Source organism: Massilia sp. PAMC28688 (genome assembly GCF_019443445.1).
GTDB lineage: Bacteria > Pseudomonadota > Gammaproteobacteria > Burkholderiales > Burkholderiaceae_D > Telluria_A.
Map to the genome: position 1 here is coordinate 5,304,408 of NZ_CP080378.1, position 14,803 is coordinate 5,319,210.

At 62.4% G+C, this 14,803-nt stretch carries 10 protein-coding genes; 1 reads left to right on the forward strand and 9 read right to left on the reverse strand.

The window, feature by feature from the left end; translation table 11 throughout:
* Positions 1–61 precede the first annotated feature (61 nt).
* From KY495_RS23300 to KY495_RS23315, 4 genes are all read right to left on the reverse strand, one after another.
* On the reverse strand, positions 62–883 hold the full coding sequence (locus KY495_RS23300) for a class III extradiol ring-cleavage dioxygenase (protein ID WP_219881640.1): 822 nt from the start codon (positions 881–883) through the stop codon (positions 62–64).
* A gap of 108 nt (positions 884–991) precedes the next feature.
* A complete protein-coding gene (locus KY495_RS23305) occupies positions 992–1,348 on the reverse strand; it encodes a hypothetical protein (RefSeq protein WP_219881641.1) in 357 nt (118 codons plus the stop codon).
* 172 nt (positions 1,349–1,520) lie between these two features.
* Positions 1,521–1,886, reverse strand: coding sequence for a hypothetical protein (locus tag KY495_RS23310; RefSeq protein WP_219881642.1), 366 nt, complete (start codon positions 1,884–1,886; stop codon positions 1,521–1,523).
* A gap of 185 nt (positions 1,887–2,071) precedes the next feature.
* A complete protein-coding gene (locus KY495_RS23315; RefSeq protein ID WP_219881643.1) occupies positions 2,072–2,413 on the reverse strand; it encodes a hypothetical protein in 342 nt (113 codons plus the stop codon).
* A 238-nt stretch (positions 2,414–2,651) separates the two neighbouring features.
* Between KY495_RS23315 and KY495_RS23320 the strand changes: the two genes are divergently transcribed.
* Positions 2,652–3,329 carry a PEP-CTERM sorting domain-containing protein gene (locus tag KY495_RS23320; protein WP_219881644.1) on the forward strand — a complete coding sequence of 226 codons (678 nt, stop codon included), beginning with the start codon at positions 2,652–2,654 and terminating at the stop codon, positions 3,327–3,329.
* Positions 3,330–3,407: 78 nt separating this feature from the next.
* Here KY495_RS23320 and KY495_RS23325 read toward each other — a convergent pair whose 3' ends face one another.
* The 5 genes from KY495_RS23325 to KY495_RS23345 form a co-directional block, all read right to left on the reverse strand.
* Positions 3,408–3,920, reverse strand: coding sequence for a hypothetical protein (locus KY495_RS23325; protein WP_219881645.1), 513 nt, complete (start codon positions 3,918–3,920; stop codon positions 3,408–3,410).
* Between the two features lie 10 nt (positions 3,921–3,930).
* Entirely contained in the window at positions 3,931–4,836 is a 906-nt protein-coding gene (locus tag KY495_RS23330; protein WP_219881646.1) for a hypothetical protein, read from the reverse strand.
* Between the two features lie 344 nt (positions 4,837–5,180).
* Positions 5,181–5,696 (reverse strand): DUF4240 domain-containing protein, encoded by a 516-nt coding sequence (locus KY495_RS23335; protein ID WP_219881647.1) that lies wholly within the window; start codon positions 5,694–5,696, stop codon positions 5,181–5,183.
* A 2-nt stretch (positions 5,697–5,698) separates the two neighbouring features.
* The gene (locus tag KY495_RS23340; protein ID WP_219881648.1) at positions 5,699–6,655 is read right to left on the reverse strand and encodes a leucine-rich repeat domain-containing protein; all 957 of its coding nucleotides are present in this window, start codon (positions 6,653–6,655) and stop codon (positions 5,699–5,701) included.
* A gap of 21 nt (positions 6,656–6,676) precedes the next feature.
* Positions 6,677–14,752, reverse strand: a complete 8,076-nt coding sequence (locus KY495_RS23345; RefSeq protein ID WP_219881649.1) for an RHS repeat-associated core domain-containing protein — start codon at positions 14,750–14,752, stop codon at positions 6,677–6,679.
* Positions 14,753–14,803 lie beyond the last annotated feature (51 nt).

Sequence of the window (14,803 nt, forward strand, 5' to 3'; positions counted from 1 at the left end):
CTTGAAAGTTGTTGGGCGGCCCAGTATTTTTGATATGCATGCGCAGCTGTAATGACAGCCTTCAGGCCACTTGCGCATGCCCGAATTCGTAGGACGCCATCGGCACCTTCATTGCGTGATCGCGAAAGACCGTGCGGCCGGGGTCACTGCCGGCGGCGCCGGCGACCACCATCAGCGGCAGCAGATGGTCTTCGCGCGGGTGGGCTGCGCGCGCGTGCGGTGCCTGCTCCCACTGTTCCAGCAGCCGGTTGCGGGTGCCGGCTTCCTGTTCAATGGCGTGGCTCAGGAAGCGTTCAAACGCATCGGCCACGGCACCGGAATCGTCACGGCCAAAGCCGCGCATGTTGTGATACGTGAGCCCGCTGCCGATAATCAGGACGCCCTCTTCGCGCAGCGGCTGCAATGCCTGGCCAATGCGAATGTGTTCGCGCGGGTCGTAGCTGCTTTGCAGCGACAGCATGACCACCGGGACATCGGCATCCGGATACATGAGGCCAACGGGTACAAAGGTGCCGTGATCGAAGCCGCGCTTTGAATCTGCGCGCACGGGAAAACCCGCTTGTGCCAGCAGCGCTTGCACGCGCGCGGCGAGCGCCGGCGAGCCGGGCGCGGGATACGTGATGTGGTAGGTATGGGCGGGAAATCCGGTGTAGTCGTATTCCATCCCGGGCCGCTCGGCGGCCGACACGGCCAGCTCGTCTTCTTCCCAGTGCCCGGTGATGACGAGGATGGCAGATGGCTTGCGGGGCAAGCGCTGCGGCAGTTCGCGCAAGGCGCGCTCGGTCAGCGCGAACTGCTCGCGCATGCCATCAACAAAAGGCCAGGGTCCGCCGCCGTGCGACAGAAAATAGACCGGCATGGTGGTGCGTGCGCTGGAATCCATGGTGCTGCTCCCGATGTGGCTAAGTGAAGCCCACTATAGGACGGATCGGGAGCGGCGACTAGCCGTGGATGCGGGTTTGACTATGCCACCAGCGGCACAATGAATGCATCAGGGACGTGCCGCGCCTGCGAGGTTGCGGTCGCGGTGCTCGCCCACAAACTTGATGATGTAGGGACGCATCTGGAGTGCGGCCTCCCGGCCGCCGGCATCGAACTCTTGCTGCACCACGGCGCGCATGACCTGCTTGACGTCGTCGCTGGACGTGCACGCGGCGACGGCGGCTTCAAAGCGCGATCGGGCGGCTTCGTAAAACGCTTCGTCGAATGCACTTGGGGCGGCCGTGCCAGCTGCTGCCGCCGGCGCCACGATGGCGGCGCTGACCTTGGCAGGCGCCTTGCGCCCGGTGTCGCGACGCTGTAACTGGCGGTTGGTGAATGTTTTACGCTTGGAGCTTAACGACGCCACGGCGGACCTTTCAAATATGGGAGAACGATGCTTTAGATCAACTAGGACAATATGATAACCCGAACGCTGTCCATGTTGACTTCTCGACACATATTTTTCTTTGCAAATGCAACAAGTGGCCAGGGTTTGGATTCAGATGCGTCACCGTTGCCGGGAACCTACGGCTTCCATTTCAGGCCTGCCAAATGAAGACAATCAAGGCAAGTGCTCCCACATAAAACAGGATCTCGCCGATTGAAATACCGCCGCTTCGCTCCTTAAGGAAGCGCTCCGGATCCTTGTTGACCGTGTCATTGATGACCTCGTGCGCCTTCGCAACCCAGGTCCCGGCGATGGCAGGGTCGAGTCCCTGTGCGGAAAGCGAGGCCACGACGTCTTCCTGCGACTTACCCTCTTCTTCAAGTTGCGAACATGCCTCGCCGACGATGACCAGCCCGGCAGCCAATAAAGCCTCCGCGCTCTTGTCGCCAGCGTCGGTATGGAAATGAGCAATCGCATCTTGCAATGCGGCGTCATCGGGCTTGGTGATTGACAGCACCCTGTAATCAGACATATTTTGGTTTTGGAAAATGGTGAAGGACTATCGTCCTCGACGTTTGGCGTGGTTCCACCTGAGCAGAAGGTCGAAGCACTGACAAGAAAGATGCAATTTTGGCAAACGTTGTCAAAAAAGTCTTATCAATTCTTTTCGCCCGCCTTTGGTGACAACGGCGCTCAGTGAATTCAAGCCGGCTCGTCGTTTGCCAGCGCCGCATACCACGCGGCGTAAGGAGTGTTCACCACCTTACGGCGGTTGTAATCGGGGGCGCCGTCAGTCCACCAGACCGGCCCGCGCTCGCCCAGCGCACGCTTGGCTTCGTCAACTGCACTTCTCGCGCTGCGCTCTGCTTCCACATCGCCTGCCTTTTTCGCCACACCAACCCGCCTGCGGGCGCTCATCAGCTGGTCGACCAGCAGCTGTCGTTGCTCAGACGGCAGGGCGGGATTACTGAGCCGCCACAGGCGACCGGCGACGACGAAGTAGCGGCCGTCCGCCGTGCTTGGGTATGTGGGCGATCGTGTCATGGGGCGACTATAGCAATAAAGGCCATCCAAGGCGTCTACTACCCGCGTTGCATATTCGCCGCAGTCAGCCACTAAAGCGAACTTATCCGTTGCATCCGTACATACGGAGACTATAATCGCAAAGTTGTTCAGTCAACAATGAACTGGCTTCGACGTTGTCGCTTCCCAAGCTTTTCGCACCAGATCCATGCAGTAGCACGGCCGGCCAATCCTGACCGGCCGCACTTTCCAGGAGATCATGATGAAGATGTTGGCAAGATCACTCATCGGCGCCGCCATGCTGGCCGCCGCATCGAGCGCACATGCAGAAATTCTCACCGTCGATGTGTGGACACCACTGCCGGGAACGACCCTGGCGGCACAACCAGAGCTGGCCGGCCTTGCCCTGGAAGATGAGCTGCAAGCATTTTCCTTCGCGACGGCCGCCGGCACCATTTCGGGCACCGTGCAGTCCAGGGTGGTGCGTTCGAGTGTCGATGGCACGCTCGATTTTTACTGGCGTATCGTCACCGACAGGTCATCGAGCGAGGCGCTGACGGCGTTCCGCCTGGGGGGCTTTTACACCCCGCTGTACGACGCCAACTGGCGCATGGACGGTGAGGGCGATACCGCCCCGGTCGAGGCAAAACTGTTCCCCGGCGCCGGCGGCAATGTCAACTTCCGCTTTTCCATCCCCGGTACGCCAGACTCCGGCATTGCCCCGGGAATGGGCAGCTACTACATGATGCTGGACACCAGCGCACTCACGTATGCGCGCACCGCCCGTTACGACATGACCGGCTCCGACGGCAGCATATCGGGCATGTTCGAGACTTTCGCGCCAGGACAGATCCCCGAACCTGGAACGCTCGCCGTGTTCACCCTCGGCCTGGCCGGCCTGGGTCTGGCGCGGCGCCGTAAGGATGGTACGGCGTAAGCTGTAATAAAAGAGGGACGCTCGCCACCCGGGCTTGCGTCCCTGCGTGGGCAGCCTGGCTGCCCTTCCCCGCCCGAATCAGATCTCTGCCTGCAGGATGATGGCCCCGCTACGCGTGTCGCGGATCGTGATGGAGCGCGCACCCAGCGACTGGCCATCTGCATACAGCGGGACGATCAGCGGCCAGTCGATCGGCCCGGTGACACCGACCCATTGATACTTGTCACCAGAGCTCGGGTGCGCTTCGGCCTCGCGCATCGCGGGATTATCGACAAAGAAGGAGCGCCGGGTTTTACCATCTATGATCACCTCCCACGGCCCGCCGCGGCGCGCAAACACCTTTGGCGCATAGGATGCGATCGTGCGCGACGAGTCTACGCGCGCCGCCATGATCTTGCCATTGTCCGCCTCCAGCCGGATGTTGAGCACCGCCACCTGCTGCCCTTTTGTTGGTGGTGCCGTGGCCCGCTGCTGGTCGGCGCGCGGCACAATCTTGCCGGGGTCGCGTCCGCGCGTGGGGTCGACAGTCTGTCCATGGACGGTACTGATCATGCCAATGGCAGCCATTGCTAAGCAAATCGAGGTTTTCATCGTATTTTCCTCAAGGAGACCAAGGTGGTGGGACCGTGTAGCTCCATTGTGCCGGAGCGAAGGTGGCAGGCGCGGTGATGGTCGGGGAACCGGACAGGGTGCTGTACGCGGCCCGCATGACGGCCCAGTCTGCGGGGCCCGACTCCCACACCTCATTGCCGCCGCTGGACATGATGAGGTTGGTGGTAATGTTGCCCTGAGAGCGCCACCACGTTGACCCATCCCTGCTCGACGTGTGCGACTGGCAATTGCGCCAGCCGGCGTTGGCCGCATCGCCCGTGCATGCCGCCTGGGTCGCATACATGACGGGCGCCAGCGTGAAATAGCCGCCGTCGCAGCAGTACTCGTCCGGCAGGCCGAACAGGCCGTGGCCGGTCTCATGCACGATGGTGCGGAAACTGGTTGGCTCCGCCGTGGCACGCCCCCCTCCGCCGCAGTCGCGCAGTTCGTTCTTGTGAATCAGGATGATCTGGTCGGCAAATGCGCCATCGGTGTTGACCTGGGAGGGCCAGCTCACGGTGGGACACTGGAACTTGCCGTCAGGCGTCAACGGTCGCTCGGTAACGGTGCCCGATGCTGTCATGTAGAAGTAGTTAAATCGTCCCCAGGCATTAAAGTAGGCGCGATTTTGCCAGTACGCGTTTTCGATCACGCTGGCCATGTCGTTGACAAAGGCCTGGCGATTGGCCAGTACGCTCATGTCGCCATAGGCAGTATCGGGCACGAACAGGACGTTAAAGGCTTTGTCGCGGTCCGTTTGCAGGACGTACATGTCAAAGACGGTGGTGCCCGAGGCGGGCGGGTCGTCCGGGTCGACAGTCTTCGTGATCTTGCAGCTTACGAGAAGACTGGCGCCCAGTAACAGCAGGCAGAGTTTGAAGGCATTGGGAGCATGTGAAACGATGTGCCGGAACATGGTAACTCCTGGACGGAACCCGCACCGGCCGAACCAATGCGGGAGACATCGATCGGAACACTACATTTGCAGCTTTGCCCGGGTTGACATCAACGGAACAATGTTAAATATCGATATCAACGAAGCAAGAGTTCAGTATAAATACAGTTTCAGCGGACACAAGAATTTTCGTAAATACAACCGGCGCCAGGCGGTGAGCGTGGGGAAATGGCAACGGTGTCTTGATACGGTAGAAAAAGGTCAATTCATGCGGTAACGGTACTGTCGAGTTAGCAGCAAATTTTGCTGACACTGACGGTGATGGTGTTCAAGGGCGTAGAAAATGTCACTGCAAGTTAATGAGCTCAAGCACCGGAGAATGCCCATAGCCGCGGGTAGCGAGCGGCCAGCTCGTGCTCGTCTTCGTTCCAAGGCTCCCCCGTCAACTCGCTGCTTGCCGTCGGGGTGTCACCCGGGAAGTCGTGAGCGGACTTGCCCAGCTTTTGCTCCCACGCCTGGGAAGCGGCATAGGCAAATTCTTCAAACTGGGCATCGCCATCCTTGTCAGCGAGCACATCGGCCAGGCTGTCGGGGTCCCTTAGCGCCGACTCGAACACTTCCTGGCCCTTCGATACCAGCCAGGCCCTGAAATCGGTAAAACCATCATCCGAGCAGCCGCCGCCAATCACATAGGCCGCTCCCCACAGATTCCAGTCATACGCCCGTGCCATATGCTCGCGGAAAATCCTGTCAAATTCCACGATCTCCGCTGGCGCGAGTGCCATGAGCTGTTCCCGGAGCACACGGATATGCGTGGCCGGGTCCGCACCGGCGGCGGCGCGAGACACGGCCAGGATGTGCCAGAAACTGGAAACGTCCACGTCTACTCCAGATCCATGGTGAAGGCGGGAACCTTTTTGCTACCGATGCGCACGAAGTTGGACACCTTCCGGCCTGCGGCCTGTGCAAGGGCGAGAATGGCGTCGTCACTCACCGCGTACCCTTCGTGCGTTCCCAGGGCAACGCTCTTGAGTGCGGGGAGGCTGAACAGCAACGCCCAGTCCACTTCCTGCACATTGCTCACCAGCAGACTTTCAAGTTTATGCAGCTTGCCCAGCCAAGCGAGGTTGTCCACCTTCTCCGGCATCTTTTCCAGGCGCACCTCGCGCAGGCCCGGGATGCCTCCCAGGATCGCCACGTCGTCGAATCTGGGGCATTTTGTCATTGAAATGGACTGCAAACCGGGGTGACCTGCCAAGGCGCTGAAGTCCTTCAGTTTCGCCAGCGAAAACAGCGACAGCCGCGTCAGTGACGGGCAACCCTGCAATCCATCGAGCGATGCTACCGGGCCTTGCCGCAGATCCAGCGCCTGCAAACTGCCCAGCGTGGAGAATGCCAGACAGTCAGGACGCGACCAGGAACGCAAAATGAGCTCGCGCAGCTTCGGCAGGGAAAACAGGCCGTGATTGGCGGACTTGGCGTCATAAGCCTTGTCCCACGACAGCTGGCACTTTTCCAGCCTGATCAGCGTGCCAAACTGCGGCACGGGCTTGGCTGAGGTGACATCGTCCTGCAATTCCACCAAGTTGACCAGCTTGTCGATCCCGGCAAGGGAAGCGAGCCCGCCGGTGACGAGCAAGCGCGCCGGCCCGCCAGGCAGGCACTGCTCCAGAAAATCCAGGTTCGGCATATCGCCGGCTGAAATGACCAGCCGGTCAAACTCGCCCTTGCCGATTTCACGCTCGACGTCGCCCAGGTCTGCATCAGGCGCGACGCAGACCGTCAGGTTTCGAAATCCCGCGACCGGAAACGCGGCGGTGCCATATCTGAACCAGGACATCAATACCTCAGTTTCACTTGATTATTTGCACAGTGCCTTGATCGCCTGCAGCGGCTTGAACATGCGGCCAGTCGGGCTGACCGCGCGCTTTTGATTGATCAAGTCACCTTCTGCCGAAATTGCATCCATCACCATCTGCTCTGCAATACGCAGAATATCCTTGCCGGCCTGCCCACCGCCCAGCAGAGGCACAGCCACTTTCGCAAGCAGCGTGAAGCCTTTTTTCGCTTCGTCGCGCGCGTGCTCCGTGATGCGCCTGGCGATGTCGTTGGACTGGCCGACATAGTACAGGCCCGCGCCGTTGGTCAGCACATAAATACCATACTTGACGCCCTCTTCCGCCGCCGCGCCGACCAGTTCGCAGCCAATATTGCGCAGGACTGCTTTGCCCGTATTGACGGTAATCGTACGCTGGGCCGCGCTGATATTCATGCTGGCAGACAGTTCCGGCAGCGTGGTGGCGCCGCTCGGATCCGTGTTGCCAAGCGGGTCGGCATCACCGTACAGATACTTGTGCAGCGTGACCGGCTGCTGCAGATGCCCGGCAAATCGGTCCTGCGACACAAAGCGGCCCAGCGCAGGATCATAGTAGCGCGCCCGATTGTACTGCAATGATGTGGCGTCATCGAAGGCTTCGCCGGTGTAACGGTGGGCATTGCCGGTGCTGCCCGTGCGGCTGTCGATATTGCCGAAAGCATCGTACACATAAGTATCGGTCGTGTTCCCGGCCGCGTCGGTCAGGGCGTTGACGCTTCCCTGGCCATCTGCGTGGTAGTAGCTGCTGCCTTGTGCGCGATTCTGGGAAATGAGCTGGTGGCCGCGAACATACAGGGTGTGCGCCTTGGCCGAACCCGTGACGACTTCTTCCTGCACCACCTGGGCATAAGGGAACGTGTCGTCGACCAGGTAGTTGGTGACGACCGTCGTGCCGCCCTCGCCTGGCGTGCGCGCTGCCACCCGGTTGCCAAGCGCGTCGTAGGTATACTTGACGACGACGGCCGCGGTGGGCTCAGTGGCACCCTGCTTGACTTCGATCAGGCGGTTATCGCTGTCCCACTGATAGAAAGTGGCATTGTTGCCGGTCGACTTGCTCTTCAGATTGCCATTGTCATCCCATGTATAGGCGATCTCGAAAGCCGGCCCGGCCACCGGCGAGACGGTTTCCGTTTTCAGGCGGTCGCGGTTGTCGTACGCGTAGGCGGTCGTGCTTACCCCAGCCTCGGTGGTGACGGTTTTCAGCGTCCGGTTGCCAGCCTTGTCATAGGCGTACTCGGTCTTGCGCACGCCGGCCCCGCCACGGGCGGTCGACTGTTCCGAGATCAGGCGGCCGGCAGCGTCATGAACATAGGCGAGCGAACGTGCGGGATTGCCGGCCACACCATTGCTGAAGGTGCTCGCTGCATCGAGTTCCACCGTCGCGCTGCGCTTGCCATCCGGGCGCACGCTGTGCACCACGCCAGTGACCACACTGCCATCGGCACGGGTGTGCACCAGTTCCAGCAGGCGGCCGTTGGCACCGTGGCGCTGGCGGGCCGTGACGCCATTGGGCATCAGGGTGGCGACCAGGCGGCCGGCGTCGTCGTAGGTGTAGGTGGTGACGCGGCCATCGATCGCGGTGACCGATTCCATGCGCCCGCCGGCGTCGTAGGCATAGCGGACGGTACCGGCAGCCGTACTGCGTTCGACGATGTTGCCGGCCGCGTCGTACTTGTAAGCCAGATAGCTGCCGTCGGGATTGAGCTGGCGCACCAGCCTGTCGTGCGCATCGTAGGTATAGCTCGTTTTGCCATTCTGTAGCGATCCGCCAGTGACCGTCCGGCTTGCCACCATGCCGGCCGGGGTGGTGGCGATGGCGATCGCGGCGCCATCCGGGCGTACCACCTGGCTCAGCCTGCCGGCATTGGAATACCCGTAGCGCGTGGTCAGGCCGGCGAAGTCCGCCCATGCCACCAGACGGCCTGCGGCATCGTACGCAAAGCTTTCAAAGCGGTCATCAGGCAAGGTGCGGCGGGTGACCCGGTTGCTGGCATCATAGGTCCAGCGGGTGATGCGGCCCTCGGCGTCCAGCTGCGAAATACGATTGCCTTGCAGGTCGTAGCCGTATACGGTTTCCTGGTTGCTTGCACCGTTGGTCTCTGTCACCTTGGCCAGGCGTCCTGCGCCGTCATAGCCATAGGTACGGCGGTTGCCGCCGAAATCGGTTTCCGAATTCTTGGTGCCATCCATGTTCCAGACGATGGCCGCAGTGCGCCCGTCTGGCGCCGTGGTCAGCTCCAGCCGGTTCAGTGCGTCGTACTTATACAGCGTGACGTGGTTGTTCGGATCGGTGGCGCTGGTCTGGTTGCCGTTTTCATCGTAGGTGTAGCGCGTGGTCTTCTGCAGGGGATCGGTCACCGACAGCAGCCGCCCGGCTGCGTCGTAGCCGTAGGTAGTGCGCTTGCCCCTGGCATCGATATCGGCACTGATGCGACCGACAGCATCATATTCGCGGCCGGTCACGGTGCCGTCAGGCCGCGTGGTCGTGACCAGCCGGTTCAGCGCGTCGTACGCGAAGCGGGTGGTGCGACCCTGGCGGTCAACGAGTGCGGTATGGTTGTTTTCCGCATCGTAGCTCAGCAGTTCGCTGGTGCCGTCCGGGAAGACCATCTTGGCCAGGCGGCCGCGCGTGTTGTACTCGTAGGTGGTGACACGGCCCTGCGGATCGGTACTGCTGGTGACCTGGCCACCGGCGTTGTAGGTGAACTTGCTGACAAAGCCCAGTGGATCGGTCTCTTCCAGAATCCGGCCTTCGGCGTCCAGCGTGAGCTTGACCGTGACTGTCTGGTTGACACCATTGACGGCATGCGTCCATGACCGGCTGATTTGCCTTCCGTTGGCATCGTAAGCATAGTGAATGACGCGGCCGGCGGCATCGGTCTCGCTGGTCTTGTTGCCGCGCGTATCATAGGTATAGGTGGTGACGCGCCCATTCAGATTCACCGACGTGGCGCGGCCAGCACTGTCCACACCGACGGCACTGTTGCGGCCCAACGGTTCACTGATGCTGACGCTGCCGTTCATGGCATAGCCGAGCATGGTCACGTTGCTGCGCGCGTCGCTGATCGATTTCAGGCGATCACCGGCTTCCACGTCATAGTTATAGGTGACCGTGTTGCCGAGTTCATCGGTTTCGGTCAGGGGCTTGACGATTTTCGGATGGTAGGTGGCCGTGGCCGACTTGCCCTCCGGGTTGACCGTGGAAATCAGGTTACCCACCGCGTCATAGACATACGTCGTCTTGTTGTTGAGCGCGTCAATCTTCTCGGTGATGTTGCCCGACTGGTCGTAAGCGTAGGTGGTCACATTGCCCAGGCGATCCTTGATGATTTCCTTGCTGTTGGCCGTGTCGTGGGTCATTTCGATCGCCTTGCCTTCAGCGTCGTACATCGCCACCAGGCGGCCTTCGTCATCGTAGACATAGCGCGCGGCCAGGGTGCCCGTCGGGTCGGTGTAGTCGGTCAGCCCGTGGCCGCGGTTGTAGTTGAACCTGGAAACGGCCAGGGTACGATCGGTCACGCTGATGAGGTCACCGGCGGCGCTGTACGCATACTTGATCTGCTTGCCGGCGGGATCGGTGATGGCGGTGATGCGGCCGGCGACGTCGCGCGCGAAGGCAACAGACTGCCCATTGCTGTGGACAATGCCATTGGCGCCGTAGCTCAGGGAGTTTCCCGATGGATCCACCACCCGCGTAATGCCGATGCCATCGGTAAGGTAATAGACATAGCTATCCTGCGTGGTCAGCTTGAATTGCTTGGGATTCCACGGCTCGAGGTTATCCATGTCGTACAGATAGCCGCCACGCGCGTCGACGAACGGGACATTGACAATCTCGAGCTTGCTCGTGGTACCGGGCAATGCTGTGAACTTGATGTCGACCGGAGGCACCGAGGCAAATGCGCACTCCTGCGAATTGGCGGCTACGAAACGGTCCACTTTGCCATCAGGCATTGTGATATTGATTTTGCGCTTGCCAGCCGGGACCACGCACAAGAGGAACTGGCGCTGCTGAATTTGCCAGTCCAGGCCGAGCACCATGTTCTTGCGCACCTGAACGCTCTGGTAATCCACAGTCCAGCCAAAGCCGAAATCGAGGTTTTGTTCCTTGGTGCGGGTGTCGTAGGTACGCGTGACACGAATGGGAATGCCGGACGCTTCCACATTCAGGTCTTCAAACGTCATGGCAAACTGGCCGACCTTCAGGTCGCGATAGATATCGACCGTGCGAAAGCTCGACTGGCGGTTGCCATTGACGTCGGTGACCATCAATACAAGTTCATAGATACCGTTAGCCAGCTGGGTCGGATCAAGCTTGCCGAGAACGCCGCCGTTGACGCTCGACGTGCCGCGCGCGATTTCGCTCCATGCCGTGCTGCCCGCAGGGCGCAGCAGCAGCTGGTAGTACGCAAAGTTGGCGGCCGTTGCAGTGCCGAGCACATCTACCGTCGCCGTCAGTTCGGCGTCGTCTTCCGGGGAAGTGATCAGCGCGACCGGATTGGTGCTGTCGGCAAGGTCGCGTACGCTGAAGGTACCAGTGCGGGTGATGGTACGAACCGCATCCTTGACGCTCAGGGTGATGTGATGGGCGCCCCCCGTGCTGGCCACGACCGACGCCTGGCCCGAAGCGTCGAGCACCACTGGCTGGCCGTCCACGTTCAGCACGATCGTGCGCGCGCCGCTGCCACCATTGGCCACGACAGAAATGCTGACACTTTCGCCGAGATTGACGACTGCCGGTGTCACGACCAGGCTCGCAGTTAGTTCCAGCGCCTCGGCGCTCACCGTCAGCTGGTAACGCTGCTCGGCATACGCCCTGCCGTTATCGGCACGCACCGTCACGCTATAGCTGCCGCTGACGGGCTTGAGCCAGGAGACCACACCGCTGTCGCTGATGGTCATGCCGGTCGGCGCCCCAATCAGGCTGTAGGCCAGGGTGGCGCCCTGCGGATCGCTGGCGATGACGGGGTAGGCGTAACCCTGGCCGGCGCCGGCAGCGATGACCGGTGCGCTGGTAATGACCGGCGCGCCCGATACGCCACCCTGGTCAAAACCGGCAGCCGCGGTCAGGTCGGCGGCCATGATCACGGCCACGCTGTCGCATGGCTGGCCGTCCTGGGCTTGCGCCAGACGGGCCAGGAACAGGCCATTGACCGTCTCGGCCTGTCCGGGGAAGAAGCTCCAGCGCGTGGTGCTGGCCGTTTCGTCGAGCATCGCGGCCAGGATGGCGTCCATGGACTGCCCTGCCTGCGCAACCGGTGCCAGGGTGGCAGCCGACAGTCTGGGCGAGGCCAGCGCCAGCCAGCCCATCCCGGCGGCCGGGTACAGCGCCGCAGTGGCATTGCCCGCGTCACCGCTCAGGCGATAGCTGCCCGCGCCCGATACCAGGTCTTCCGTGGCGATGCCCTGCCCGGTCCAGCCGCCCAATGTGAGCGGCGTCTTTGCCACCAGCGCGCGCAGGCCGCGTGCGACGTCACTTTCCAGGTCCAGCGCAGCGCTGGCCGACAATGTCAGCTGTGGCAGCACCGCCGTGCCATTGCTGCGCGTGACAGCATAAATGGTCTGGCCTGCTGCGGCGGCCGCTGCCAGCGACCGCACGGGCGAGACGGCCATGCCGGGCTGGCTGGCGCTGGTAAACAGGTGCGCCAGCACTTGATGCGAGTAAGCTGCATTGCGTTCGTTGGCCTGGCGCAGATAGGCGCTGCTATCCATGCCGTCGTCGAGCGACACCACCGCGCTGCTGGCGCGGTCGATATCAAGCGCCACGCCAGGGAAGCTGACGTTGTTGACGATGCCGAGCACCATTTCGGGCTGAACCTGGGCCACCGCCCGGCCAAACGATGGCAGGCGCTGTTCGAGCACGCCGGCGGCGCGCTGGAACACGGCGCTGTTGGCGTCGGCCGTGGCAAAGTAGCCAAGTGCGCTTTGATACAGCAGTTCACCGGCGACATCGTCGCGGCTGAGAGACGCGGTCTGGCCGGCCGACAGCTTGGCATGCAGCGAATTCATTCTCGCCTTCATGGCGTTCAGATGGCCGGCGCCGATTCCCTGGGCGTTGACCGCCACCGCGTGATAGTCGCCGGCGTGCGCGAGGAAGGTAGCGCTGGTCCAGTTACCGGCAGAGGGATCAAAGGCGCCGCTTTCAGCGACCAGTTCACTGCCCAGTACAAAGCTGCCACCGCTCGACACGAGCGCGCCGTCAAGGCGGATTTCAGCCTTCACGCGAATCAGGTAACCGGGAATTTGCGGTGCGAATTCGGATGCCTGCACAGGGCTGTCGTCGGCATGCTCTTGCGGCAGGTACAGTGCCAGCGTGCGCGCGTCAGCCTCGGTGGCAGGCACAAAGCTCAATGTCAGACGTTTGTCTGCAACGGCCGACAGATCGGCTTGAAATGCAGCGACGCTGTTTTCCTGGCCCTGCTCGGCGCTGTTGGCGTACAGGTTCAGCTTGAACTTCCAGCGCAGCGTGTCGGGCATGACGTTGGCCACGGCCCCCGTGACCACTACCTTGTACGGCAACGAGCCCATGAGGATGCTGTAGTTTTCCGCGGCGATGGCAGAGCTGCCCAGGACCTGGCCGACGGTCAGGTCGGCGCCCTGCTGCGCCAGGAAGGTGTCGAGCTGGCTCTTGTAGGCGGTATAGCCTTGCTGCAGATTGACCAGGTTCAGGTTGCGCGCATAATCGGGGGTGCAGACCGCGCCCTGTCTGGCCGAGTCGAACAGGCCCGCTTCGTTCAGGCTGACGGCGCCGCGCAGGTCGATGCCCGTCTGCTGCTTCATCTGCTTGAAGCTCGCGTCCAGCGACACCCAGGTGCGGGCCGCGCGGTTGACGGCGCCGCGGCTGGGCGAGTAGTCCACGAACGCTTCCACCCACACGTGTTCCATCTGGATCGCGCCGCCGCTGCTGCGGTTCGGGATGCCGGCCTGGGTCAGCAGCGCCAGCGCTGCACTGGCGCTGTCCACGCCCAGCCAGTTCTGGGCCCGTGCCGCTGGCACTTCGATGGTGCCGTATGCGTAGCGGGCAGGGATTTTCGCGGCGCGCAGCAGCGCCACCAGCAAACTGGCGGTATCGACATCGTTACCACGGCGCGCCTTGAGCGTCGCGGCCGCGCCCTGCATGGCGCCAAAGCCGGGCGCAAAGCGGATCTGGTTGCGCACCCAGTTGTTGATCGCGACCGGGTTGTTGCCCAGGCTGGCCGCCAGGGCCACGATCTCCGGTGTGGCCGGCGCGTCTGCGGTTGCGGCCAGGTCGGCCGGCTGCACCGCGTCCGGCAAAATGGCGTCCGGCAGCTCAATGCCGGAGAGGGTGCCACTTGAGGCGAGCTGGATCGAGCGCGGGAAGCGCGCTTCGTGCTCACGCTCGGTCTGCGCCACCTTGGGCGCAGTCTTGTGTCCCTGCCCCCAGGGCAGCTGCTCCTTGCCATGCGTCTGCTGGCCAGACACGCTTGGATACTGGTCGAGCCATTTGGCCAGCTTGACCAGCGCGTCGCGCGTGGCTCCCTTGCCGGCCGCCGCTGCGTCGAGCGCAGCCATCACCTGCCTGAGACTTGCGCTGCGTTCGCTGAACTGGTTCGATGCGGCGCTATTGCGCTGGATGATTTCTTCCGGCACGCCGTTGGCGCGCAGGTGGGCGGCGGTGGCGGCAAAGCCTGCGGCCATGTCACCTTCCTGCTTGAGCACTGCAGCGTACTGCACGCGCAGGGCTTTGGCCATGGCCAGCGCGTCGCCCTTGCCGCCGCGCAGTCCGGCCTGCGCCTTGCGCGCCATTTCGTGCAGGTCGCCGATGGCCTCGCCATAGGTCGCTGGCTTGATGCGCGCTGCAGCTGCGGCCGGCGTGGCGTGAAGCACGCGTTTCGCGCCTTTGCCGGTCGGGATGCCGTTGGCATCGATTACCGGCAGGCTGCGTGCGGCCGGTGCCTGCAGCGGCACCAGCGGCGCATCGCCGACCATGGCCGGCGCACGGGTCTGGGCCATGGCGGCCGTTGGCGACAGCGTGCCGGCGACGAGGGTGGCGATCAGGACGGAAGATACGGCGCGCTGCAGGGTGTGATTGAAAAACATGGAATGGTCCAATGTGTGATTCGGGGTGCTGGTTTGTGTAAGCGGCCAGGG

Bases quoted from the DNA above. Each gene is read 5' to 3' on its own strand.
- KY495_RS23320 (WP_219881644.1), top strand. From the start codon at position 2,652: ATGATGAAGATGTTGGCAAGATCACTCATCGGCGCCGCCATGCTGGCC.
- KY495_RS23325 (WP_219881645.1), bottom strand. From the start codon at position 3,920: ATGAAAACCTCGATTTGCTTAGCAATGGCTGCCATTGGCATGATCAGT.
- KY495_RS23340 (WP_219881648.1), bottom strand. From the start codon at position 6,655: ATGTCCTGGTTCAGATATGGCACCGCCGCGTTTCCGGTCGCGGGATTT.
- KY495_RS23300 (WP_219881640.1), bottom strand. From the start codon at position 883: ATGGATTCCAGCGCACGCACCACCATGCCGGTCTATTTTCTGTCGCAC.
- KY495_RS23315 (WP_219881643.1), bottom strand. From the start codon at position 2,413: ATGACACGATCGCCCACATACCCAAGCACGGCGGACGGCCGCTACTTC.
- KY495_RS23345 (WP_219881649.1), bottom strand. From the start codon at position 14,752: ATGTTTTTCAATCACACCCTGCAGCGCGCCGTATCTTCCGTCCTGATC.
- KY495_RS23330 (WP_219881646.1), bottom strand. From the start codon at position 4,836: ATGTTCCGGCACATCGTTTCACATGCTCCCAATGCCTTCAAACTCTGC.